Source organism: Streptomyces sp. NPDC029956 (genome assembly GCF_055574655.1).
Map to the genome: position 1 here is coordinate 129440 of NZ_JBVHZJ010000007.1, position 24046 is coordinate 153485.

Consider the following 24046-nt stretch of genomic DNA (forward strand, 5'->3'; position numbering starts at 1 on the left):
GCCGCGCATCTTGAACACGAAAGTTTCGACTTGTGAGTGACACACAGCAGGGCGGGGCGGTCGCGACGAGCGCGCCCCCGTCCGTCGACGAGGGCCTCACGCCGGCCGCGCTGGCCGCGAAGTACGGCCTCTCGGTCAGCGGCGCCAGGCCCGGACTGTTCGAGTACGTCCGTGAGCTGTGGAGCCGCCGCCACTTCATCCTGGCCTTCTCCTCGGCGAAGCTGACCGCCCAGTACAGCCAGGCCAAGCTCGGCCAGGTGTGGCAGGTGGCGACCCCGCTGCTGAACGCCCTGGTGTACTACCTGATCTTCGGGCTCATCCTCGGCGCGAGCCAGGGCATGACCAAGGACGTGTACATCCCGTTCCTGGTCACCGGCATCTTCGTGTTCACCTTCACCCAGAGCTCGGTCATGGCCGGCGTCCGGGCGATCTCCGGGAACCTGGGGCTGGTCCGGGCCCTGCACTTCCCGCGGGCCTCCCTGCCGATCTCGTTCTCGCTCCAGCAGCTCCAGCAGCTGCTGTACTCGATGATCGTGCTCGTGGCGATCGTGGTCTCGTTCGGCAGCTACCCCTCCCTCCGGTGGCTGCTGGTGATCCCGGGCCTGTTCCTCCAGTTCGTGTTCAACGTCGGACTGGCCATGATCATGGCCAGGATGGGTTCCAAGACCCCCGACCTGGCCCAGCTGATGCCGTTCGTGATGCGCACCTGGATGTACGCGTCCGGCGTGATGTTCTCGCTCCGCACGATGCTGGCCGACAAGCCGGCGTGGATCAGCGACATCCTCATGTACAACCCGGCGGCCGTCTACATGGACCTCATCCGGTTCGCGCTGATCGACGGCTACGGCTCCGAGAACCTGCCGGCGCACGTCTGGATGACCGCGCTCGCCTGGGCCCTGGTCTTCGGCATCGGCGGCTTCGTCTACTTCTGGAAGGCCGAGGAGAGGTACGGCCGTGGCTGACACCGACTCGAACACCAAGCGGTCCGACGTTCCCACCGTCATCTGCGACGACGTCCACATCGTCTACCGGGTCAACACCGGTGGCGGCGGCAAGGGCAGCGCCACGGCGGCGCTCAGCCGGATCGTCGGCCGCGGCAAGGCCGAGGTCAGCCGGGGCGTCCGCAAGGTCCACGCGGTCCGCGGCGTCACCTTCACCGCCTACCGCGGCGAGGCCATCGGCCTCATCGGCTCCAACGGCTCCGGCAAGTCCACGCTCCTGCGCGCCGTCGCCGGGCTGCTCCCCACCGAGAGCGGCAAGGTCTACACGGACGGTCAGCCCTCGCTCCTGGGCGTCAACGCCGCCCTCATGAACGACCTCACCGGTGAGCGCAACGTGATCCTGGGCGGCCTCGCCATGGGCATGAGCCGCGAGGAGGTGCGCTCGCGCTACGAGGGGATCGTCGACTTCTCCGGCATCAACGAGAAGGGCGACTTCATCAGCCTGCCCATGCGCACGTACTCCTCCGGCATGGGCGCCCGGCTCCGCTTCGCCATCGCGGCCGCCAAGAACCACGACGTCCTCCTCATCGACGAGGCCCTGGCGACCGGTGACCGCAAGTTCCAGATCCGCTCCGAGGAGCGCATCCGCGAGCTCCGCAAGGAGGCCGGCACGGTCTTCCTGGTGAGCCACAGCAACAAGTCCATCCGGGACACCTGCGACCGGGTGCTCTGGCTGGAGAAGGGTCAGCTCCTGATGGACGGGCCCACGGACGAGGTCCTCAAGGCGTACGAGCGGGAGACCGCCCGCTGATCCCGCGCCCGCAGCGTCCTGCCGCCCCCGCCTTCCGGTGGGGGCGGTTCCGTTTTCCGCGCGTCGTGCCGCCACCTGGAATGTTCATGCTGGCAACATCGGGCAGGATGAGCCCATGGCAGCGATCTCGGGGGGAAAGACCTACCACCACGGCGATCTGCGCAACGCGCTGATCTGCGCCGCCGTCGACCTCGCCACCGAGGGCGGCCCCGAACGGGTCGTCCTGCGCGAGGCGGCCCGCCGGGTGGGCGTCTCGCCCACCGCCGCCTACCGGCACTTCGACGGACGCGGCGAACTCCTCCGCACCGTCAGGGCGCACGCCCAGTGCGTGCTGGCCGACGCCATGGAGCGGGCCGCGCATCGCGAGCCCGGGGCCGACGACCCCGCCCTCGCGGCGGAGCGCCGGCTCGCCGCCCTCTGCCGCGGGTACGTCGGCTTCGCCGTCGACCAGCCCGGCCTCTACCGGGCCGCGTTCTGCGTGTCCCGCCCGGGCGGAACGACCGGGGGGGCGCCCGAGCGGCAGGCGCCCGAACCCGAGATCCGCGCCTTCACCCTGCTCCGGGACGCCCTGGAGGGCCTCACCCGCGCCGGGACCCCCCGCCCGGCCGTCCGCCCGGCGTCAGGTGCCGCGGCGTGGTCGGCCGTGCACGGACTGTCACTTCTGCTGCTCGACGGGCCCCTTCGGCGCCTTCCGGTGCAGCGCAGGAACGCCGTCGTCGAGAGCACCCTCGCCATGGTCGTCTCCGGCACGCGTGCCCTCTGACCTCCACCGGAAGTCGAACTCCCTTGTGGTGCGGGCGGGTTGACGGTTCGTACGGGTGAGGTCCGGGATGCCCGGCACCCCGGAATGGCGACGGCCGTCGTGCAACGTAAGCTGGACCGGTCTGTTTCGCGGCAAGTAGGGCGATACCCCACGACCATCGGGCCTCCTGGCGGTGGCTCTACGGGCAGGGGTCGGCGGCGTGTCCGAAATAGGATGGATTGACTCGGCAGTGTAGAACGGGAGACGTGACGGCCATGACGCAGAATCTCCAGCTCCACGAGGGTCTCGCCGTCCCTCCGTCAGGCAGTGGCCTGTGACGGACACCCGGCAGGCGCGCATCGACGCCTCCTCGCGCGCCACCCTCGGCAAGGCCGCGGACGAGAACTTCCCCGTGGCCCCCTTCTTCCTGCCCCGGGCCTGGCGCGACGACCTGATGGCGGTCTACGGCTTCGCCCGCCTCGTCGACGACATCGGAGACGGCGACCTCGCCCCCGGCGGAGCCGACGCCCGCCACCTCGGCCTCGACCCGGCGACGGCACAGGACCGGCTCGCCTTCCTCGACGCCTTCGAGGCCGACCTCCGCCGCGTCTTCGACGGCACCCCCCGCCACCCCCTCCTCCAGGGCCTCCTGCCGACGGTGCGCCGGTGCGGGCTCACCCCCGAGCCGTTCCTCGGTCTGATCGCCGCCAACCGCCAGGACCAGCAGGTCGCCCGCTACGAGACGTACGACGACCTCCTCGCGTACTGCGAGCTCTCCGCCAACCCCGTCGGGCGGCTCGTCCTCGCCATCACCGGCACCGACACCCCCGAACGGATCAGGCGCTCCGACGAGATCTGCACCGCCCTCCAGATCGTCGAGCACCTCCAGGACGTCGCCGAGGACCTCGGCAACGACCGCGTCTACCTGCCCGCCGAGGACCTCAAGCGGTTCCACGTCACCGAGAGCGACCTCGCCCGGCCCACCGCCGGCGCCTCCGTCCGCGCCCTGATCGCCTTCGAGGCCGGGCGGGCCCGTGACCTGCTCCATGCGGGCACCCCGCTCGTCGGCAGCGTCCAGGGCCGGCTCCGCCTCCTCCTGGCCGGCTTCACCGCCGGGGGACTCGCGGCGCTCGACGCGATCACCGACGCCGGGTACGACGTGCTGACCGGCCCGCCGAAGGCCACCAAGCCGAGCCTGATGCGCCAGGTGGGAGCGGTTCTGCTCCGGGCGCGGAGAGAGGGGTGAGCGCGACCGTGGAGGCACAGCCCCAGCCGTCCGCACCGGTACTGGCCGCCTACAGCTACTGCGAGGCGGTCACCGGACAGCAGGCGCGGAACTTCGCCTACGGAATCCGGCTGCTGCCGACCGAGAAGCGACAGGCGATGTCCGCGCTGTACGCGTTCTCCCGGCGCGTCGACGACATCGGCGACGGCACCCTCGCGCCCGAGGCCAAGCGGGAACGCCTGGAGTCCACCCGCGAGCTGCTCGACCGGGTCCGCGCGGGGAAGATCGACGAGGACGACACCGACCCGGTCGCCGTCGCCCTCGCCGACTCGGCCCGTCGTTTCCCGATCCCGCTCGACGGCCTCGACGAACTCATCGACGGCGTCCTCATGGACGTGCACGGTGCGACGTACGAGACCTGGGACGACCTCAAGGTGTACTGCCGCTGCGTCGCCGGGGCGATCGGCCGGATCTCGCTCGGCGTCTTCGGCACCCAGCCCGGCGCCCCGGGCGCCGACCGCGCCCCCGAGTACGCCGACACCCTCGGCCTCGCGCTCCAACTCACCAACATCCTCAGGGACGTACGCGAGGACGCGGGGAACGGGCGGACCTATCTGCCGGCCGACGACCTCGCCAAGTTCGGCTGCGGTGACGGCTTCGGCAGCGGACAGCCGCCCGCCGGCGCCGACTTCGCCGGGCTCGTCCACTTCGAAGTGCGGCGCGCCCGCGCCCTGTTCGCCGAGGGCTACCGGCTGCTGCCCATGCTCGACCGGCGCAGCGGCGCCTGTGTCGCCGCCATGGCCGGCATCTACCGCCGTCTCCTCGACCGGATCGAACGCGACCCCGAGGCCGTGCTGCGCGGCCGCGTCTCGCTGCCGGGCCGGGAGAAGGCGTACGTCGCGGTGCGCGGCCTCTCCGGTCTGGACACCCGCACCGTCGCCCGGCGCGCCGTCAGGAGGCGTGCCTGATGCCTCCGTACGCCGCAGCCTCCGCCCGCCGGGCAACCCCCGGTGCCGCACCGGCGTCCCTGACGTGGGCGGCCCGGGCCACGGCCCCGCCCGTGACGATCCCGCCCGCGACGACCCGAACGGAGGCCGTGTGATCCACGAAGGAACCGGACGGCAGAACCGGCAGCCGCAGGCCGTCGTCGTCGGCGGCGGGCTCGCCGGAATCACCGCAGCCCTCCAGCTCGCCGACGCCGGCGTCGGTGTCACCCTCCTGGAGGGCAGGCCCCGGCTCGGCGGCCTCGCCTTCTCGTTCCGCCGGGGCGACCTCACCGTCGACAACGGACAGCACGTCTACCTGCGCTGCTGCACCGCCTACCGCTGGTTCCTCGACCGGGTCGACGCCGCCCGGCTCGCCCCCCTCCAGGACCGCCTCGACGTCCCCGTCCTCGACGTCGGCCACCCGCGCGGGCCGCGGCTGGGCCGGATCCGCCGCGACAACCTCCCCGTGCCGCTGCACCTGGCACGCAGCCTCGCGACCTACCCGCACCTCTCGCTCGCGGAGCGCGCCTCCGTCGGCCGGGCCGCGCTCGCCCTGAAGAAGCTCGACCCCGCCGACCCGGCGCTCGACGGCATCGACTTCGCCACCTGGCTCGGCCGGCACGGCCAGTCCCCGAGGACCGTCGACGCCCTCTGGGACCTGGTCGGCATCCCCACCCTGAACGCGCCCGCCCCGCAGGCCTCCATGGGGCTGGCCGCGATGGTCTTCAAGACCGGTCTCCTCTCCGAGCCCGGCGCCGCCGACATCGGCTGGGCCCATGTGCCGCTCGGCGAACTCCACGACACCCGGGCCGCGAAGGAGCTGGACGCCCTCGGGGTGCGCACCGCGCTCCGTACCAAGGCCGAGCGGATCTCCCGTACCGACGACGGGCGTTGGACCGTCGAGGTGCCCGGTGAGACGCTCGTCGCGGACGCCGTCGTCCTCGCCGTGCCGCAGGAGGAGACCCACGGCCTGCTGCCCGAGGGCGCCCTCGACGACCCCGACCGGCTCCTCGACATCGCCACCGCGCCCATCCTCAACCTGCACGTCGTCTACGACCGCAAGGTGCTGAAGCGGCCGTTCTTCACCACGCTCGGCTCCCCCGTGCAGTGGGTCTTCGACCGTACGGAGTCCTCCGGGCTGACCGGCGGCGGCCAGTACCTCGCCGTCTCCCAGTCCGCCGCCCAGGACGAGATCGACGAGCCCGTCGCCGCCCTGCGCGCGAAGTACCTCCCCGAGCTGGAGCGGCTGCTGCCCGCCGCGCGCGGCGCCGGGATCCGCGACTTCTTCGTCACCAGGGAGCGGACGGCCACGTTCGCCCCCACCCCGGGCGTCGGCCGGCTCCGCCCCGGCGCCCGCACCCAGGCACCGGGGCTCTTCCTGGCCGGGGCCTGGACCGCCACCGGCTGGCCCGCGACCATGGAGGGTGCCGTCCGCAGTGGTTTCAGCGCCGCGGGTGCCGCGCTCTCCGCCCTCGGCCGCCGCCATGACCATCCGCTGCAGGAGGCGGCATGAGTGTGAGTACCGGAACAAGAGGAGAGACCGTGCCGACTGTGCCGCCGGGTAATCCGGCCGTCGACACCGCGGACGTGTCCGCACTGCTGGAGCGGGGGCGGACCCTGTCCACCCCCGTACTGCGGGCGGCCGTCGACCGCCTCGCGCCGCCCATGGACACCGTGGCCGCCTACCACTTCGGCTGGATCGACGCGCAGGGCAACCCTGCGGAGGGAGACAGCGGCAAGGCCGTCCGCCCCGCGCTCGCCCTGCTGTCGGCCGAGGCCGCGGGCGTCGCCCCCGAGGTCGGGATCCCCGGCGCCGTCGCCGTGGAGCTCGTCCACAACTTCTCGCTGCTGCACGACGACCTGATGGACGGTGACGAGCAGCGCCGCCACCGCGACACGGTGTGGAAGGTGCACGGCCCCGCGCAGGCCATCCTGGTCGGCGACGCCCTGTTCGCCCTGGCCAACGAGATCCTGCTGGAGCTCGGCACGGTGGAGGCCGGCCGGGCGACCCGCCGGCTCACCACCGCGAGCCGCAAGCTCATCGACGGCCAGGCCCAGGACATCTCCTACGAGCACCGCGAGCGGGTCACCGTCGAGGAGTGCCTGGAGATGGAGGGCAACAAGACCGGCGCCCTGCTCGCCTGCGCGGTCTCCATCGGTGCCGTCCTCGGCGGGGCCGACGACCGCACCGCCGACAAGCTGGAGGAGTACGGGTACCACCTCGGGCTCGCCTTCCAGGCCGTCGACGACCTGCTCGGCATCTGGGGCGACCCCGAGGCCACCGGCAAGCAGACCTGGAGCGACCTGCGCCAGCGCAAGAAGTCCCTGCCGGTCGTCGCCGCCCTCGCCGCCGGCGGCCCCGCGTCCGAGCGTCTCGGCGAACTCCTCGCCGCGGACGCCAAGTCCAACGACTTCGACACCTTCTCCGAGGAGGAGTTCGCCACCCGCGCGGCCCTCATCGAGGAGGCCGGAGGACGCGAGTGGACCTCCCAGGAGGCCCGCCGCCAGCACACGATCGCCATCGACGCCCTCGACGAGGTGGACATGCCCGCCCGGGTGCGGGCGCAGCTCGTCGCGCTGGCCGACTTCGTGGTCGTACGGAAGAGATGATCACCATCACCCTGATATGAGTTCGCGGTCGCCGGCCGGTGCCACCCGGCGCCGGCCGACGGCAGACCCGTAGAAGCAGAAGTAACCGACTGCGCAAAGGGGAAGCCATGACAGCGACGACCGACGGAAGCGCCGGGGCCGTGGGCCCCCGGGCAGCCGCGGCCAGCACGACGAACGAGGCCCGACACGGTGGTGTCGCCGCGTCGGGGCCCGGCGGGACCGCCCCGCCCGACGCGTCCGGCCTCGACGGGGCCGCCGCCCGGGCGGCGGAACGGGCCGCCGGGCATCTGCTCGCCCGACAGGACCCCGAGGGCTGGTGGAAGGGCGACCTGGAGACCAACGTCACCATGGACGCCGAGGACCTCCTCCTCCGCCAGTTCCTCGGCATCCTCGACGCCGACACCACGCACGCCGCGGCTCTCCACATCCGCCGCGAACAGCGCGAGGACGGCGCCTGGGCCACCTTCTACGGCGGGCCCGGCGACCTCTCCGCCACTGTCGAGGCCTATGTGGCCCTGCGGCTCGCCGGAGACCCGCCCGAGGCGCCGCACATGGCCCGGGCCTCCGCATGGGTCCGCGCCGGCGGCGGCATCGCCTCCGCCCGCGTCTTCACCAGGATCTGGCTCGCCCTCTTCGGCTGGTGGCGCTGGGAGGACCTGCCCGAGCTGCCCCCGGAACTGCTCTTCCTGCCCAAGTGGTTCCCGCTCAACATCTACGACTTCGGCTGCTGGGCCCGGCAGACCATCGTGCCGCTCACCGTGGTCTCCGCCAAGCGCCCGGTCCGCCCCGCGCCCTTCCCGCTCGACGAGCTCCACACCGACCCGGCCCTGCCCGACCCGCCCCGGCCGCTCGCCCCGGCCGTCGGCTGGGACGGGCTCTTCCAGCGCCTCGACAAGGCGCTGCACCTCTACCACCGGGTGGCGCCACGCGCCGTGCGCAGGACGGCGATGAACCAGGCCGCGCGCTGGATCATCGAGCGTCAGGAGAACGACGGCTGCTGGGGCGGCATCCAGCCACCCGCCGTGTACTCGGTCATCGCCCTCCACCTCCTCGGCTACGACCTCCAGCACCCCGTGATGCGGGCCGGACTCGAATCGCTCGACCGGTTCGCCGTATGGCGCGAGGACGGCTCGCGGATGATCGAGGCCTGCCAGTCGCCGGTCTGGGACACCTGTCTCGCCACCATCGCGCTCGCCGACGCCGGGCTCGAACCCGACCACCCGGCCCTGGTGAAGGCCGTCGACTGGATGCTCGACGAGGAGATCACCCGGACCGGGGACTGGGCCGTACGACGGCCCGGACTGCCCCCGGGCGGCTGGGCGTTCGAGTTCCACAACGACAACTACCCGGACATCGACGACACCGCGGAGGTGCTCCTCGCCCTCCGCAGGGTCAGGCATCCCGACCCCGCCCGGCTGGAGGCCGCCGTCGTCCGGGGCGCGCGGTGGACCCTCGGCATGCAGTCGAAGGGCGGTGCCTGGGGCGCCTTCGACGCCGACAACACCAGCGCCCTCCCCAACAAGCTGCCGTTCTGCGACTTCGGCGAGGTGATCGACCCGCCCTCCGTCGACGTCACCGCCCATGTGGTGGAGATGCTCGCCTTCGAGGGACTGGCCCAGGACCCGCGCACCCGCCGGGGGATCGACTGGCTCCTCGCCGAACAGGAGCCGAACGGCGCCTGGTTCGGCCGCTGGGGCGTCAACCACGTGTACGGAACGGGGTCCGTGCTCCCCGCGCTCACCGCGGCCGGGCTGCCCGTCTCCCATCCGGCGATCCGCCGGGCCGTCCGCTGGCTCGGGTCCGTCCAGAACGAGGACGGCGGCTGGGGCGAGGACCTCCGCTCGTACCACGACGACAAGTGGATCGGGCGCGGCGTCTCCACCGCCTCCCAGACCGGCTGGGCGCTGATCGCGCTCCTCGCGGCCGGCGAGCGGGACTCCGAACCCGTCCGGCGGGGCGTCGCCTGGCTGGCCGAGACCCAGCGCGAGGACGGCTCCTGGGACGAGCCGTACTTCACGGGCACCGGCTTCCCCTGGGACTTCTCGATCAACTATCACCTCTACCGTCTGGTCTTCCCGCTCACGGCGCTCGGACGCTACGTGTACGGGGAGCCCTCGCCCGGCAAGGCCCTCTGATGGGGAGCGAGCCGGGCCCGGGCGCCCCGTCGCCGCTGCTGATCGCCTGCGCCCTCGGGATCGAGCAGCTCGCCCTGCGCAGCGGGGACCGGGCGGGTGCCCCCGGGCGCGTCACCGTGCTCCGTACGGGCATGGGTCCCGACCGGGCCCGCCGGGCCGTCTCCCGGGCCCTCGGCGCCCCCGGATGGCAGGACGCCGCCGTCATCGCCTCGGGCTTCTGCGCGGGGCTCGCGCCGGGGATGCACCCGGGGGACCTGATCGTCGCCGACGAGACCCGCGGTCCCGACGGCACGATCTCCTGCACCGGGACCGATCTCCTGGTGAAGGCCCTGGTCAGGGCCGTGCCCGGGCGGGCCGTCCACACCGGGCCGCTGACCGGCTCCGACCATGTGGTGCGCGGTCCCGAGCGGGCCGCGCTGCGTGCCACCGGCGCCATCGCCGTCGACATGGAGTCCGCCGCGACGCTGGGCACGGCCCGGGGCGGTCCGGGGCCGGACGCCCGCCCGGTTGCGGCCGTCCGGGTGGTCGTGGACGCTCCAGAACATGAACTGGTCCGGATCGGCACGGTACGCGGGGGAATATCGGCCTTCCGTGTTCTTCGTGCCGTCCTTCCCGCATTCTTCGAATGGCACCGTTCTTTGCTGCTCCCCAGGAGGTGAGCGAGTTATGGCCATGCCGCTCCGTCAGTCCATCCGGGTCGGGACCTACCTCTTCGAACAGAAGCTCCGCAAGCGTGAGAAGTTCCCGCTGATCGTCGAGCTCGAGCCGCTGTTCGCCTGCAACCTCAAGTGCGAGGGCTGCGGAAAGATCCAGCACCCGGCAGGTGTCCTCAAGCAGCGCATGCCGGTCGCCCAGGCGGTCGGCGCCGTCCTCGAGTCCGGCGCGCCCATGGTGTCCATCGCGGGCGGGGAGCCCCTGATGCACCCGCAGATCGACGAGATCGTGCGCCAGTTGGTGGCCAAGCGGAAGTACGTCTTCCTCTGCACCAACGCGATGCTGCTGCGCAAGAAGCTGGAGAACTTCACACCCTCGCCGTACTTCGCCTTCGCCGTGCACATCGACGGCCTGCGCGAGCGGCACGACGAATCCGTCGCCAAGGAGGGCGTGTTCGACGAGGCGGTGGCGGCCATCAAGGAGGCCAAGCGGCGTGGTTTCCGCGTCACCACCAATTCGACCTTCTTCAACACCGACACCCCGCAGACCATCATCGAGGTGCTCAATTACCTCAACGACGACCTCCAGGTCGACGAGATGATGATCTCGCCCGCGTACGCGTACGAGAAGGCCCCCGACCAGGAGCACTTCCTCGGCGTCGAGCAGACCCGCGAGCTCTTCAAGAAGGCCTTCGCCGGGGGAAACCGGCGCCGCTGGCGGCTCAACCACTCGCCGCTCTTCCTGGACTTCCTGGAAGGAAAGGCGGACTTCCCGTGCACCGCCTGGGCCATTCCGAACTATTCGCTCTTCGGCTGGCAGCGGCCCTGCTATCTCATGAGCGACGGATACGTCCCCACGTACCGTGAACTCATCGAGGAGACCGACTGGGACAAGTACGGCCGCGGCAAGGATCCGCGCTGCGCCAACTGCATGGCGCACTGCGGCTACGAGCCCACCGCCGTCCTCGCCACCATGGGTTCCCTCAAGGAATCCCTGCGCGCTGTCAGGGAGACCGTCTCGGGGAACAACGGGTGACCGACCGTGAAAGGGCGACCGCCCACGAAGCCGATGACCACCCAGGGAACGGGTGAGCGACCATGAAGGGTGAGTTCGACGTGCGGGCGCTGCTCGCCGAGCGCGGCGGCGAGCGGTACGAGCTGCACGCCCGCCATCTCAACCACCAGCTGCCGCGCATGCTCCACACCATCGGCTTCGACAAGGTGTACGAGCGAGCCGAAGGCGCCCACTTCTGGGATGCCGACGGGGTCGACCACCTCGACATGCTCGCCGGCTTCGGCGTGATGGGCCTCGGACGACACCACCCCGTCGTCCGCAAGGCCCTCCACGACGTCCTGGACGCCCAGCTCGCCGACCTCACCCGTTTCGACTGCCAACCGCTGCCCGGGCTCCTCGCCGAGCGCCTGCTCGCCCACAGCCCGCACCTCGACCGGGTCTTCTTCGGCAACAGCGGCACGGAGGCCGTGGAGACCGCCCTGAAGTTCGCCCGGTACGCCACCGGGCGGCCCAGGGTCCTCTACTGCACCCACGCCTTCCACGGGCTCACCACCGGCTCCCTCTCCGTCAACGGGGAGAACGGCTTCCGGGACGGCTTCGCCCCGCTGCTGCCCGACACGGCGATCGGGCTCGGCGACCTGGACGCCCTGGAGCGGGAGCTGGGCAAGGGCGACGTGGCCGCCTTCGTCGTCGAGCCCATCCAGGGCAAGGGCGTCCACGAGACCCCGCCGGGCTTCCTGCGCGCCGCGCAGGAGCTGTTGCACCGGCACGGGGCGCTGCTCATCGCCGACGAGGTGCAGACCGGCCTCGGCAGGACCGGCGACTTCTACGCCTACCAGCACGAGGACGGCGTCGAGCCGGATCTGGTCTGTGTCGCCAAGGCGCTCTCCGGCGGCTATGTGCCGGTCGGCGCCACCCTCGGCAAGGACTGGATCTTCAAGAAGGTCTACTCGTCGATGGACCGGGTCCTGGTCCACTCGGCGAGCTTCGGATCGAACGCGCAGGCCATGACGGCTGGGCTCGCCGTCCTCTCGGTCATGGAGGACGAGGGGACGGTCGCGCACGCCCGCCGGATCGGCGACCTGCTCTCCGGGCGGCTGAAGGAGCTCGTGCCCCGGTACGAGCTGCTCCACGAGATCCGCGGGCGCGGACTGATGATCGGGATCGAGTTCGGCCGGCCGTCCTCGCTGGGCCTGCGCGGGCGCTGGACCATGCTCCAGGCGGCCCGGAAGGGTCTCTTCGCCCAGATGGTCGTCGTCCCGCTGCTCCAGCGGCACCAGATCCTCACCCAGGTCTCCGGGGACCATCTGGAGGTGATCAAACTGATCCCGCCGCTGGTGATCGACGAGGCGGACGTGGACCGGTTCGTCACCGCGTTCACCGCGGTCATGGACGACGCCCACGGGGGCGGCGGACTGATGTGGGACTTCGGGAAGACCCTGGTGAAACAGGCCGTCGCGCAGCGCTGACCGTATGACCCCGGGCTTTTGCCTCTGAGGCAAGAAACTTGCCTCAGAGGCACGATCCTGGCGGAATGGACGCATGGACCACGTCCCCGGGGAGACCTCCCCGGACCCCGCCACCCCGGCCCCCGGCGTTCCGGGCGCCGCCGGCCCCGACGTCCTGCCGGACGTCGCCCCGCAGCTGCGGGCCCTGCGCCGCCGCCGGGGACTCACCCTGGAGGCCGCCGCCCAGCGGGCCGGCCTCTCGCCGGCCCACCTCTCGCGCCTGGAGACGGGGAACCGGCAGCCCTCGCTCCCCATGCTGCTCGCCCTCGCCCGCATCTACGGTACGACGGTCTCCGAGCTCCTCGGCGAGACGCCCCCCGAACGGGACCCCGTGGTCCGCGCCGGACGCTCCGAACCCGTCGAGGCCGACGGCTGGATCTACCGCCAGGCGGGCGGCGCCGGGCGCGCCCTGCAGTGCCTGCGGGTCCACGTGCCGTACGCCACCCGGGGCGACATCGTGCGCGTCCACCCCGGCGAGGAGTGGATCCACGTCCTGGAGGGCCGGGTGCGGCTCGCGCTCGGCGAGGCCGTCCACGTCCTCGACCCCGGGGACAGCGCGCACTTCGACTCGCTGACCCCGCACCGGATCGGGGCGGCGACCCCCGGCGGGGCCGAGCTGCTCTTCGTGCACACACTGATGCAGAGCCCCGTCGCCGAGCTGTGTCTCGGCGACGGAACTCCGCACCGGCGCTGATCCCGCGTACTCCTTCGACCTTCCTTCGAAAGAAAAGGACCGAGATGTCCGAGAAGTCACGAGCTGTCACCGGTGAAGAGCGAGGCGAGGGCAAGTTCCCCAAGGGTCTCGTCCTGCGCCTCTTCGCCTATCTGATCGCCGGGCACCTCTTCGCCGGCTTCCTCTACCTGCTCTTCATGCTCGGCGGGCAGAACCAGTAGGTCCTGCTCACGCCTCCGTGAGCAGTCGCTCCCGCAGCCGCTCACGGGTCTCGGGGGACAGCTTCAGGCCCTCCGTGAGGTAGGCGTCCACCGAGCCCCAGGTCGCCTCGATGGTCTCGAAGGCGCCCCGCAGATACTCCACCCGCGCGTCGAACAGCGGGCTCAGCAGCTCCATCACCTCGGGCGACATCGCATCCGGGGCGGTGGAGCTGCGGCGCACCTTGTAGCGGCGGTGCGGGTCGTTCGACTTCACGTAGTCGGCCTCGATCGCCTCCCGCTCGACCCCGAGGGCCAGCAGGGTGATCGCGATGGAGAGTCCGGCGCGGTCCTTGCCGGCCGCGCAGTGCATCAGGGCGGGGAGGCTGTCCTCGGCCATGGCGTGCAGGATCCGGCTGTGCTCCGCGGTCCGCTCGACCACCATCTTCCGGTACGAGTCGGACATTCGGGTCGCTGCCTTGCCGTCGCCGAGGATGCCCCGCAGCTGCTCGATGTCGCCGTCGCGGACCAGCTTCCAGAACTCCTTGCCGTCGGCCGGGTCGTTGAGCGGTATGTTCACGTTCCGCACGCCCGCAAGATCGACGTCCGGGCCCTCGATCTTCCGGTCGGCGAGGTTCCGGAAGTCGAAGACGGTGTGCAGTCCGAGCGAGTCGAGGAAGACGACGTCCTCCTCGGTGGCGTGGGCGAGGTGGCCGCTGCGGAAGAGACGGCCGGGGTGCACGGCGCGCCCGTCCGTCGTCGGCAGGCCGCCCACGTCCCGGAAGTTGCGGACCTCGGCCAGCTCGGGTTCGTTCGCTTCGATGGGCGGGACCTGCGGCAGCTGCTGCGTCACGGATGCTCCTGGTGGTCGACGTTCGGGTGCCCGACGCGAGATCGGTTCCAGGGGCAATCATCCAGGTGGGGCCGTGTCCTCGCACCCCCCTGGACGGGAATGGGTGATCTGTCCGAATTAGGGCGTTGCGTATAACGCGCCCTGTTTACAGGCGAGATGGGCCCAGGCGCGTGAGCAGGGTCATAGAAGTGACGGATCGTGGCCGACGGGCCGAAGCAATTGCCGTACGGAAAAGGGAAATCGAGGGTCCGTCATCCACGGAGGGTGACCGGCTTTCCCGGGGAAATGCCGTACCCGGAATGCCGGGAAAAATCATTGGCTTGTTCGCGCCGACCCCGCTCGTCTAGCGTCACCGTCAATCCGGTCGGACCGCCGAATCCTGCCACCGTCCGGAATTCCACTCATCCCATGCGTGGCAGGAGCGGGGGACCCAGGAAGTACGCCGGTCCCGCGATGCAGGACGGCTTGGGGTGAAGCCGCGTGAGAGCGCGGCCGGGCATCTCCAGTCCGAACCCGACAGCTCACCTCGCAGGCGCCGGAGAGGAATTCGCCATGCCCGCGAAGGGTAAGCACCGCCGCATCAAGTCCAACCGCCTCACCCGCGGAATCGCCGCCGCCGGTACGGGAGGCGCCGTCGTCGCCCTCCCGCTCCTCGGTGCCACCGGCGCCCAGGCCGCCCCGGCCGCCGCTCCCGGCCAGGCCGTCACCGCGGCCGCCCAGGTGAAGGCCCCCGCCGTCGCCAAGGCGGCGCCCACCGCCAAGCAGGCCGCGCCGAAGACGTACTCCGTCGCGCGGGGCGACTACCTGTCGAAGATCGCCGCCGAGCACCACCTCGCCGGCGGTTGGCAGAAGCTGTACGCGGACAACCGTCAGGTCGTCGGCGAGAACCCCTCCCTCATCCTGCCCGGCATGAAGCTCACCCTCGGCGCCAAGAGCACCGCCAAGGCCGCCGCGCCGAAGAGCGCCGCGCCCAAGGCCGCCGCGCCGAAGAGCGCCGCGCCCAAGGCCGCCGCGCCGAAGAGCTCCGCGAAGAACGGCGACACCTCGCGCGCCTCCCGGAGCAGCGAGCGCTCCTCCGCCCCGGCCGCGAGCGCGCCCTCCTCGGACACGTCCGCCGCGCAGACCTCGAAGTCCTCCGCCGCGACCTCTGCCTCCGGCTGGTTCGCCCCGGTCAGCGGCGGTATGTCCACCCCGTACCGCGCCTCGGGCTCCATGTGGTCCTCCGGCTACCACACCGGTGTCGACTTCATGGCCTCCACCGGCACCACGATCGTCGCGGTCGGCCCCGGCACCGTCTACTCCGCGGGCGACGGCGGCGCGTACGGCAACCAGGTCGTCATCCAGCACGCCGACGGCACCTTCTCGCAGTACGCCCACCTCTCCTCGATCTCCGTCTCCGCCGGCCAGACCGTGAGCGGCGGCGAGCAGATCGGTCTCTCCGGCGCGACCGGCAACGTCACCGGCCCGCACCTGCACTTCGAGATCCGCACCGGGCCGGAGTACGGCTCCGACATCGACCCGATCTCCGCCCTGCGTCAGCACGGCGTGAGCATCTGACGCACCGTCGTCACCCGGAGGCCCGGCACCCACGTGCCGGGCCTCCGGCGTGTTCCCGGTCTATTCCGGCTTGGCAAATTCTTTATCGGTGGCATATGTCACCCTGCGTCAACCCCTCCTTACGGTCGCGTAGGTCACATCCGAAGGGGAAGGATGTGCTCCTGTGGCAGACGATTCGAGATCAACAGACAAGCATGCAATCGGGTCGTACGCGGCGATCGGTGACAGCTTCACCGAGGGCGTCGGAGACCCCGGGCCCGACGGGACGTACGTCGGCTGGGCGGACCGCTTCGCGGTGCTGCTCGCCGACCAGCTGCCGGAGCACGACGCCTTCCGCTACGCCAACCTGGCCGTACGCGGGCGCCTCCTCGACCAGATCGTGGCGGAACAGGTTCCGAGGGCGAAGGAACTCGCCCCCGACCTGGTGACCTTCTGCGCCGGCGGAAACGACATCATCCGCCCCGGCACGGACCCCGACGAGGTCGCCGAGCGCTTCGAGCGCGCCGTCGCCGAACTGACCTCCGCCGTCGGCACCGTGATGGTGACCACCGGCTTCGACACGCGCGGCGTCACGCTCCTCAAGCACCTGCGCGGCAAGATCGCCACGTACAACGGGCACGTCCGGGCCATCGCGGACCGCTACGACTGCCCGGTCCTCGACCTCTGGTCCCTGAGGTCCGTGCAGGACCGACGCGCCTGGGACGACGACCGGCTGCACCTCTCCTCGGACGGCCACACCCGGGTCGCGCTGCGCGCCGCCCAGGTCCTCGGCATGCCGGTGCCGGCCGACCCGGACCAGGCGTGGCCGCCGGTACCCCCGCGCGGCACGCTCGAGGTGCGCCGCGACGACATCCACTGGGCCAAGGAGTACCTCGTGCCCTGGATCGGGCGCCGGCTGCGCGGCGAGAGCTCCGGCGACCACGTCGAGGCGAAGCGCCCCGACCTCATGCCCCTGTAGTTCCGGGGATCGTCGGCGGGTGCACGACGGCGGGGATCCGCTCCAGGACCCCGCCGGCGAACACGTCGTACAGCGGCAGCGTCTCCAGATGGACGTAGCCGATGTGACAGTCGCAGACGGCGAGGGGACAGGCCCGGGGACGGAGGGCGGCGCGGTACGAGCCGTCGTACAGGTTCCCCAGCTCGGCCTTGACGAAATGGCAGCGCCGTACCGTCCCCTCGCCGTCCACCGAGATCACCGACTCCCCGGTCCGGCACGGCAGCCCCGCCGAGCGGTGCGGATGACGGCTGTACGGGAAGAGCGGATCGATCCGCGTCCACTCCGCGGCCTCCGCGTCGGTGTACGTGTGCCCCTCGGCCGCGTTCACCCAGAGGTACACGTGCGCCGGAAGCGCGGCCCGCAGCCGCCGGGCGTGCTCCGCGTGCTCGGGAAGCCCGACGACGCCGACGCTGAAGCGGACGCCCCGCTCCGCCAGCTCCCCGCACGTGGCGAGGAAGCGCTCGTAGGGCGTCTGTCCCGGGTGGTACGTGCACCAGAGCGCCACGCTCTCCGGGTCCGCCTCCGCCAGCCAGTCGGTCCGGCAGCTCAGGTTCGTCTGGATCGCCACCCGCTCCACGTGGGGCAGCCGGGACAGCTCGACCAGCGCCCGCCGGTACCAGGACCGGACCAGGCCCTCGCCCCACGGGGTGAAGAGGACGCGCAGCCGGTCCCCGGTCTGCCCGGCGGCCCACCCGGTGAACCGTTCGAGCGCCGCCCGGTCCGCGCGCAGCTGCTCCCGGCTGTCCCGGCGCTTGGCGAACGGGCAGTACGGACAGTCGAAGTCGCAGGAGGAGAGCGGCCCGCGGTAGAGCAGGGTCAGGTCCATGCCCCGGTCCGTGATCGGGCTCGGGCTCGGCGACGGTGTCAGGTCTCTGCCCGGGCCGGTGCCCGGGATCCGCGACGGAGTCAGGTCCACGGCCGCCGCCTACTTCGGCTCGTACGCGGCCATCGCGGCCCGCACCGAGGGGGAGAAGAGCTCCGGGCCGAGGCCGTCCGAGTGGGCCAGGCCCTCGGGGGAGAGCCGGAGCAGCCCGGCCGGAGCCTCCTCGTCCAGCCAGCCCAGGGCCTCGAACCGGTCCAGCTCCGCCGGGAAGTCCGCGAACGGCGAGGCGCCGAAGCGCTCCTCGTACCCGGCGACCGGCATGCCCTCGGCCTGGAGCAGCGACTGGAGCAGATGGCGGCGCCTGGCCTCCCCGGCGTCGACCCACCGGCCGACCTCGGCCCGCGAGAAGTCCGCGGTCTCCGTGTAGGCGTCGATGATCGTACGGATCTCCCGCATGTCGACGGCGTAGTCGAAGGAGTAGTGGAGGGCCGAGGTGTACGAGCGGGCCCCGCAGCCCAGGCCGATCATCCCGTCGGTCTGGCAGGCGTAGTCGTCGGGACCGAGCGGTGCGGCGTCCGTCCGGCGGAACATCCGCATCGACACCTGCTCGTAGCCGTGGGTGAGAAGACGGTCCCGGCCGTACCGGTACAGGCGCAGCCGCTGCTCGTCCCACTCACGGTCGGCGGCGGGGGACATCCGGCCGAGGCCGGTGAGCGGCCGCACGTACAGCGGATAGAGGTACAGCTCCTCCGGGCGCCAGGCGAGGGCGGCGTCGAGCGAGGAGCGCCAGGACTCCTCGGTCTGTCCGTCGATGCCGTAGATCAGGTCGATGTTGAGCACGGGGACGCCGGTGTCCCGGATCCGGCCGAGGGCCGATTCGACGTCGGCGCGGCGCTGAGGGCGGACGGCCGCCCGCGCCTCGGCCTCCACGAAGCTCTGCACCCCGATGCTGAGCCGGGTCGCGCCCCGCTCGGCGAGCAGGGCGAGGCGGTCGGCGGTCGCCGTCGCGGGGGAGGTCTCCACGGACAGCGGCACCGCCCGCAGATCCACGCCCACCCGCTTCTCGGCGATGTCGCAGAGCCGCTCCAGCTCGCCGGCGGTGAGGAAGGTGGGCGTTCCGCCGCCGAACGCGGCCGTCGCGAACCGCACCGGATCCCGGTCCCCGAGGGCCTCTCGGACGGCCGTGGCCTGGCGGTCGAGCGCGTCGAGATAGCGCGTGGTCAGCTCGTCGGGGGCGCCGATCCGGGTGAAGAGATTGCAGAAGCCGCAGCGGACCTCGCAGAACGGTATGTGCGCGTAGAGGGAGAGCGCGTCCTTCGGCTCGTCCCGCCAGAGCGCGGCGAGCGAGGGCGCGGGGTCGGGGAGCGGCCGGTACGCCGTCTTGTGCGGGTAGGCGTAGACGTAGCTCCGGTACGGACGCGGGGCGGCGCTGTCGCTCATGCCACGGCCTCCCGCTCCGGGCCGGCGAGCTCGAACTGCGTGTACGGGACCGTCCACACGACCTCGTGGCCGAGCCGGTGACCGGTGTACCCGTCGTCCCCGTACGCGGTGCCGTGGTCGGAGCAGACGATCGCGAAGCACGGCCGGCGGCTGCTCATCGCGGCGAAGAGCCGCCCGATGTGCCGGTCGACGTACTCCAGGGCGGCGGCGTGGGTGGCCCGGGAGTCACCGGTCTCGCGGGTGGCGCCCGGCAGGTGGAACCAGTTGGGCTGGTGCAGCGCGGATACGTTGACGAAGAGGAACAGCCGCCGCTCGTGCGGGAGTGCGGCGACCACCTCCTCGGCGCGGGCGACCTGCGACTCGAAGGAGGTGGGAGAGGCGACGCCGAACGACGGCTCCCAGTGGCTCTCCTGGAACAGCCCGGGGAGCACGGTGCCGAGCGGCGGCTGCTGGTTGAAGAAGCCGACACCGCCGACGCAGACCGTCCGGTAGCCCGCGCCCGCGAGGGCGGAGACGAAGTCCGGGGTGTCGTGGACGTAGGTGCCGTCGGCGGTCGTCTCGCTGCCGGCGAAGCGGGCCGCGAACAGCCGCGGGTGCGGGCCGGGGGAGTCCGGCGTCGGCAGGAATCCGGCGAAGATCGCCTGGTGGGAGGCGTAGGTGAAGCTGCCGGGCGCGTGGCGCCGCTCCCAGGCACCGCCGGGGAGATGACGGGCCAGGTTCGGGATGCGGCCCGCGGCCGCGAGCTCGACCGCCACGTCGTACCGCAGTGTGTCGAGGGTGACCAGGAGCAGATCGTGGCTCCCGACGATCGTGTTCATGTCGGGCTGGTTCACGCGGTGCTCGTTCCTGTGGTGCTGGTGCTGGTGCTGGTGCTGGTGCTGGTGCTGGTGCGGGTGCGGGTGCCGGTGGGTGCGGGGGAACTGCGCGGCGACCTGGGCCGCGTACGTGTCGAGGCCCTCGGCGCCGCTGCCGGGCAGACCCGTGAGGCCCGGCAGCAGATCGCCGAAGGCGTTGACCTCGCCCACGGCGAAGCGGCGCCAGCCCGTCGAGGGCAGCAGGTCGACGCCCACACAGCGGGTGCCGGGGAAGACCGCGGCGGCCCGCTCGCACACGTCGAGCGCGTCCGTCCACCGCGCGCCGGCCGCGGCGATCGCGGCCCGGGCCGCGAGCAGATCGCCCCGGGCCCCGCCCAGATGCAGATTGGTCATGGGGGAGCGGCTGGTGCGCAGTACCGCGTGGGTGGCCCGCCCGTCGATCACCACCACCCGCAGGTCGGCCGCCCGGCCGCCCTGGGCGGCCTTGGGCAGCCAGCGCTCGACGTGCAGCCCGTCGGGGGCGAGCGCGTCCACGATCGCTCCGACCTCGCGCTCGCTCGTGTAGCGCCGCACCCGCAGGGAGTTGAAGAGCCGTCCGTCGGGCCCGCGCTCCACCGAGGTCGTGGCGTGGACCCGGCCCGCGCCGTTCGTCTCGACCGCGAGCACCCCCGAGGCGGAGGAGCCGTGCGCGAGCTTCACGAAGACCCGGCGCAGTCCGGACTCCGACGTCAGGGCCCTGACGTCGGCCCAGCCGCGGACGACCGGGGCGGAGGGACCGGACGTCGGCGAGTCGGGCACCGGCACCCCGGCCGCACGGAGCAGGCCGTGGCTCAGCCGCTTGTCGAACAGCTCCGTCAGCTCGGCGGGGTCGTCGACGAGTGCGGCGCCCGCCTCGGCGACGGACCGGGCGAGGTCCGCGGTGGCGGCGACGAACCGCGCGTACCAACGGCCGGTGCCCTCGACCCGTGCCGGATCGTCGACCTCCCGGAGCAGCCGGTCGGCCTCCGGGTCCTCGCCGGGCGAGTCCAGGCGTACGGTCTCGCCCTCCGCGAAGCGCGCCGCACCGCGCAGCACCTCGGGCCAGGACACCACCCGCGCCCCGGGCAGCCCGGCGGACCGCAGCGCGTCCTGGAAGAACGCGACGCGGCGGCCCGCCGGATCCCCGACGACCACGAGGCGCGGGTGGGCGGTCATTCGGCGACCGCGACGTACCGCCAGACCCGGCCGTCCCCCTCGTCGTCCGCCTCCTGCGCGTCGTCGAGGTCGACGACCACGCCGTGCGGGGCGAGCGCGGCGAGCACCCGCTTCCGCATGTCCTCCGACAGGTAGTGGTGGGAGAGGTCGAGGTGGCCGAGGTGGGTCAGCGGCTGCCCGTCGAGCAGGGCCGCCGCGCCCTCGTCCGTGAGGACGCCCATCGACAGGTCGAGCCGCTCGATCCGGGCGAGGACGGGGGCGCCCGCCACGGCGGCGGCCACGGCGTCCTGGATCACGCTGTTGCGCAGGCCGAGCGAGCGGAGGGCGGGGAACGCCGCGCCGGAGAGCAGCGGCGCGAGGTCGTCCGCCGTGCTGTCGCCGCCGTACTCGTCGGTGCCGAGCCAGAGTTCCAGCTTCTCCAGGGCGGGCAGGTCACTGCCCACGATCCCGCGCACGACCTCCGCGCCCAGACCGCCGGTCTCCACGACCAGGCTCTCCAGACCGCTGTGCCGGATCGAGGGGAAGGCCAGGTGCGAGCCGCCACGCACACCGAACTCCCGCAGGGCCGGGTAGGCGGCGAGCAGCGGAGTCACATCGGACTGGACGATCCAGGAGATCTCGCAGTCCTCGCCCGTCATGTCGCCCAGGAAGACCGCCTCCAGAGAGGTCAGCCGGTTGTTGGCGGCGATGAGTGCCGTGACGATGTCCGCCGAGGAGTTCTCGTACGCCTCGTCCCAGCCGCCGACGACCAGGGCGCGCACCCGGCCCACGTCGACCGTCTTCAGGAACCGCTCGAACTGCGGGCCCCACTGCTCGTCGTCGTCCTCGCAGTAGGTCGGGGACGAGATCCGCCAGGCGACCGCCGCGGCGTCGGGCAGTTCGACCCGCGTGTCCGATTCCGTGTCCTGGAAGGGGAACACGGGCAGCCCGTGGAATTCCTCGAGGTAGTGGCCAACGGTCATGACTGCGCTCCCGGCGACGGACGGCGTGGTTCGGCTGATGGCAAGAGTTCTACCAAGCGGCACCGACAACGCCCTCCGCCGGGTGGGCCCTCGGCGGAGTCCGGGCCGGAGCCGGGCCCCGACGGTGCCCGCAGTCCGGCTCCGACCGTGCCCGCAGTCCGGCTCTTACGGCGCCCGCAGTGCGGCCCCGAGGGTGCGCGAGTCCGGCTCCCACGGTGCGCGAGTCCGGCTCCCACGGTCGACCGCGGACTTCGAGTCGGAGCCAGGGCCCGATTGTCAGACCCGGCCTCTAGCGTCGTTCTCGTGTTCGGCCCCACCGCGCCGAACGGGGAGGGGAGAGCCATGTACCGGCAGGGAGACGTACTGATCGCGCCCGTCGAGGAGACGGCCGTTCCGGAGCGGGTGAAGGCTGCCGCGGGAGAGCCGAGGGACGCGCGGGGCCGGCTGGTCCTGGCCCTGGGCGAGGTCACCGGGCACGCCCACGCGATCCCCGGGCCCGGCCGACTCGTCCGGGAGCCGGGGCCCTTCGGCCCGCTGCTGCTCGAACTCCCCGAGGGCGGCCGGGTGGTGCACGAGGAGCATGCCCCGATACCGCTGCCCAAGGGCTGGTACCGGGTGGTGCGCCAGCGGGAGTACGTGCCCGGGGCGTACCGGATCGTCGCGGACTGACCGAGAGAGACCTGGGGGCTTCCACATGAACCACGCCGACACGAACCACACCACCGCACAGGACAGGTGGCGGTCCGTCGCCGCGGCCACCGGCCCCGCCGACCGCGCCGCCGCGGAGGCCGGAGTCCGGCTCGCCTACCGCTCGGCGGGCCTCGCCGAACCTGCGCGCGTGCTCTGGGCGGACTCGCCGCTCGCGGCCGTCGCGCTCGTACGGGGACTGGGGGACCAGGGCCGTTCGGTCCGGGACGAGGTCCGCACCCGGCCGTGGGCCGAGGAGCGGCGCCGGCTCCACGACGCCCTCGGACCCGCCGGCTGGGCTGCCCACTGGCAGGCGACCGGGGCCCATCTCTGGGACCTCACCCGGAGCCTGGCCGACCGGATACGGGCCGGCGTGGCGGAGGCCGCGACCGCCGTCGGCCCGGACGCGCCGGGCGCCGGTGCCGCTGCCGGGGACGGCGGGGCCGCCCGTCCGGCGTCTTCCGGAAGGGAGGCGGCCGCCGTGCGGCTCGTCCTGCTCGACGCGGTGCTCGGTCAGCACGGCGCGGCCTGGCTCGCCGCCTTCGACGGTCACGGGGACCGCCTCGCGGGCCTCGCCGCCGTCGCCGGACAGGCGGGCTGGTGGTGGCCGTACGAGAACGTCGCCGTGGTCTGCGAACGGCCCGTCGAGCTGCACCGGGACGAGGCCGGGCGGCTCGACCGGGGCGACGGCCCCGCGCTGGCCTTCGCCGACGGCTTCGCCCTGTACGCCTGGCGGGGGATGACCGTGCCCGCCGACTTCCTCGCCGGGCTCGCCGGTCTCACCCCGGAGCGGATACGGGAGGAGGAGAACGCCGAACTGCGGCGCGTGATGCTGGAGTACTACGGCTACGACCGCTACCTCGCCGCCTCGGGCGCACGGCACGAGCACCGCGACGAGACCGGCGTCCTGTGGCGGATCGAGCTGGCCGACGACGAGGACGTGGCGATGGTCGAGGTGGTCAACTCCACGCCCGAGCCGGACGGCAGCCACCGCACGTACTGGCTCCGGGTCCCGCCCACGACACGGACCGCGCGGGAGGGCGTCGCCTGGACCTTCGGGCTGCACCCCGACGCGTACGAGCCGCTCGTCCAGACCTGAGCGCACGGCCGGGGAGCGGCGACCCGGCAGCGCCGGTCCGGCCGTGCGGAGAGGTGACTGGTACGGAGAGGTGAAGGGCGCCGGCGGTCGGGAGTGGCGTCCCGGAGGCGGCGGTGGCGGGTG

Annotated in this window: 22 protein-coding genes, 1 pseudogene and 1 riboswitch; of the genes and pseudogenes, 17 read left to right on the forward strand and 6 right to left on the reverse strand. The window is 72.4% G+C overall.

Annotation, left to right across the window (positions count from 1 at the left end; genetic code table 11):
• Positions 1-32: 32 nt before the first annotated feature.
• From ACZ4XX_RS07850 to ACZ4XX_RS07910, 13 genes are all read left to right on the forward strand, one after another.
• Positions 33-962 carry an ABC transporter permease gene (locus tag ACZ4XX_RS07850; RefSeq protein ID WP_468507056.1) on the forward strand — a complete coding sequence of 310 codons (930 nt, stop codon included), beginning with the start codon at positions 33-35 and terminating at the stop codon, positions 960-962.
• The gene (locus tag ACZ4XX_RS07855) at positions 955-1752 is read left to right on the forward strand and encodes an ABC transporter ATP-binding protein (protein ID WP_468507057.1); all 798 of its coding nucleotides are present in this window, start codon (positions 955-957) and stop codon (positions 1750-1752) included. The genes ACZ4XX_RS07850 and ACZ4XX_RS07855 overlap by 8 nt, the downstream gene beginning before the upstream one ends.
• A 115-nt stretch (positions 1753-1867) precedes the next feature.
• Positions 1868-2515 (forward strand): TetR/AcrR family transcriptional regulator, encoded by a 648-nt coding sequence (locus tag ACZ4XX_RS07860; protein ID WP_468507058.1) that lies wholly within the window; start codon positions 1868-1870, stop codon positions 2513-2515.
• Positions 2516-2828: 313 nt separating this feature from the next.
• Positions 2829-3740 carry a squalene synthase HpnC gene (gene hpnC, locus ACZ4XX_RS07865; protein ID WP_468507059.1) on the forward strand — a complete coding sequence of 304 codons (912 nt, stop codon included), beginning with the start codon at positions 2829-2831 and terminating at the stop codon, positions 3738-3740.
• A complete protein-coding gene (gene hpnD, locus ACZ4XX_RS07870) occupies positions 3737-4687 on the forward strand; it encodes a presqualene diphosphate synthase HpnD (protein ID WP_468507060.1) in 951 nt (316 codons plus the stop codon). The genes hpnC and hpnD overlap by 4 nt, the downstream gene beginning before the upstream one ends.
• Positions 4688-4817: 130 nt before the next feature.
• A complete protein-coding gene (hpnE, locus tag ACZ4XX_RS07875) occupies positions 4818-6218 on the forward strand; it encodes a hydroxysqualene dehydroxylase HpnE (RefSeq protein ID WP_468507061.1) in 1401 nt (466 codons plus the stop codon).
• Positions 6215-7315, forward strand: a complete 1101-nt coding sequence (locus ACZ4XX_RS07880) for a polyprenyl synthetase family protein (RefSeq protein WP_468507062.1) — start codon at positions 6215-6217, stop codon at positions 7313-7315. Before hpnE ends, ACZ4XX_RS07880 begins: the two co-directional genes overlap by 4 nt.
• 107 nt (positions 7316-7422) lie before the next feature.
• Positions 7423-9450, forward strand: coding sequence for a squalene--hopene cyclase (gene shc, locus ACZ4XX_RS07885; protein WP_468507063.1), 2028 nt, complete (start codon positions 7423-7425; stop codon positions 9448-9450).
• Positions 9450-10109 carry a phosphorylase family protein gene (locus ACZ4XX_RS07890; protein WP_468507064.1) on the forward strand — a complete coding sequence of 220 codons (660 nt, stop codon included), beginning with the start codon at positions 9450-9452 and terminating at the stop codon, positions 10107-10109. The genes shc and ACZ4XX_RS07890 overlap by 1 nt, the downstream gene beginning before the upstream one ends.
• 7 nt (positions 10110-10116) lie before the next feature.
• Positions 10117-11139, forward strand: coding sequence for an adenosyl-hopene transferase HpnH (gene hpnH, locus ACZ4XX_RS07895; RefSeq protein WP_467628798.1), 1023 nt, complete (start codon positions 10117-10119; stop codon positions 11137-11139).
• Positions 11140-11201: 62 nt separating this feature from the next.
• Complete coding sequence (locus tag ACZ4XX_RS07900) at positions 11202-12587, forward strand: aspartate aminotransferase family protein (protein WP_468507065.1); 1386 nt, start codon at positions 11202-11204, stop codon at positions 12585-12587.
• A gap of 73 nt (positions 12588-12660) precedes the next feature.
• Positions 12661-13320: a helix-turn-helix domain-containing protein gene (locus ACZ4XX_RS07905; protein ID WP_468507066.1), complete on the forward strand. Its 660-nt coding sequence runs from the start codon at positions 12661-12663 to the stop codon at positions 13318-13320.
• 44 nt (positions 13321-13364) lie between these two features.
• On the forward strand, positions 13365-13520 hold the full coding sequence (locus tag ACZ4XX_RS07910) for a DUF6126 family protein (protein WP_198955821.1): 156 nt from the start codon (positions 13365-13367) through the stop codon (positions 13518-13520).
• Between the two features lie 7 nt (positions 13521-13527).
• Here the strand turns inward: ACZ4XX_RS07910 and ACZ4XX_RS07915 are convergent, their stop codons facing one another.
• Positions 13528-14349 (reverse strand): tyrosine-protein phosphatase, encoded by an 822-nt coding sequence (locus ACZ4XX_RS07915; RefSeq protein ID WP_468507067.1) that lies wholly within the window; start codon positions 14347-14349, stop codon positions 13528-13530.
• A 388-nt stretch (positions 14350-14737) separates the two neighbouring features.
• A riboswitch (cyclic di-AMP (ydaO/yuaA leader) is annotated at positions 14738-14897 on the forward strand.
• A 4-nt stretch (positions 14898-14901) separates the two neighbouring features.
• On the opposite strand from ACZ4XX_RS07915, the gene ACZ4XX_RS07920 reads away from it, so the two are divergent.
• Together ACZ4XX_RS07920 and ACZ4XX_RS07925 are read left to right on the forward strand one after the other, a co-directional pair.
• On the forward strand, positions 14902-15906 hold the full coding sequence (locus ACZ4XX_RS07920) for a M23 family metallopeptidase (RefSeq protein ID WP_468507068.1): 1005 nt from the start codon (positions 14902-14904) through the stop codon (positions 15904-15906).
• 163 nt (positions 15907-16069) lie between these two features.
• Complete coding sequence (locus ACZ4XX_RS07925; RefSeq protein WP_468507069.1) at positions 16070-16864, forward strand: SGNH/GDSL hydrolase family protein; 795 nt, start codon at positions 16070-16072, stop codon at positions 16862-16864.
• On the opposite strand, the gene ACZ4XX_RS07930 is transcribed toward ACZ4XX_RS07925, so the two are convergent.
• The 5 genes and pseudogenes from ACZ4XX_RS07930 to ACZ4XX_RS07950 form a co-directional block, all read right to left on the reverse strand.
• Positions 16851-17729 (reverse strand): STM4011 family radical SAM protein, encoded by an 879-nt coding sequence (locus tag ACZ4XX_RS07930; RefSeq protein WP_468507070.1) that lies wholly within the window; start codon positions 17727-17729, stop codon positions 16851-16853. The two genes, ACZ4XX_RS07925 and ACZ4XX_RS07930, sit on opposite strands and share 14 nt — an antisense overlap.
• Positions 17730-17828: 99 nt before the next feature.
• Positions 17829-19166 (reverse strand): STM4012 family radical SAM protein, encoded by a 1338-nt coding sequence (locus ACZ4XX_RS07935; RefSeq protein ID WP_468507071.1) that lies wholly within the window; start codon positions 19164-19166, stop codon positions 17829-17831.
• Positions 19163-19984 (reverse strand): STM4013/SEN3800 family hydrolase, encoded by an 822-nt coding sequence (locus ACZ4XX_RS07940; protein WP_468507136.1) that lies wholly within the window; start codon positions 19982-19984, stop codon positions 19163-19165. Before ACZ4XX_RS07940 ends, ACZ4XX_RS07935 begins: the two co-directional genes overlap by 4 nt.
• An 81-nt stretch (positions 19985-20065) precedes the next feature.
• Positions 20066-21175, reverse strand: a pseudogene (locus ACZ4XX_RS07945) (STM4014 family protein); the annotation flags it as partial.
• Positions 21172-22137 (reverse strand): STM4015 family protein, encoded by a 966-nt coding sequence (locus tag ACZ4XX_RS07950; RefSeq protein WP_468507072.1) that lies wholly within the window; start codon positions 22135-22137, stop codon positions 21172-21174. The gene ACZ4XX_RS07950 and the pseudogene ACZ4XX_RS07945, both read right to left, overlap by 4 nt.
• Positions 22138-22479: 342 nt before the next feature.
• On the opposite strand from ACZ4XX_RS07950, the gene ACZ4XX_RS07955 reads away from it, so the two are divergent.
• Positions 22480-22806 (forward strand): hypothetical protein, encoded by a 327-nt coding sequence (locus ACZ4XX_RS07955; RefSeq protein WP_467714574.1) that lies wholly within the window; start codon positions 22480-22482, stop codon positions 22804-22806.
• Between the two features lie 25 nt (positions 22807-22831).
• Positions 22832-23923, forward strand: a complete 1092-nt coding sequence (locus ACZ4XX_RS07960) for a DUF6745 domain-containing protein (RefSeq protein ID WP_468507073.1) — start codon at positions 22832-22834, stop codon at positions 23921-23923.
• The last annotated feature ends 123 nt before the right edge of the window (positions 23924-24046 follow it).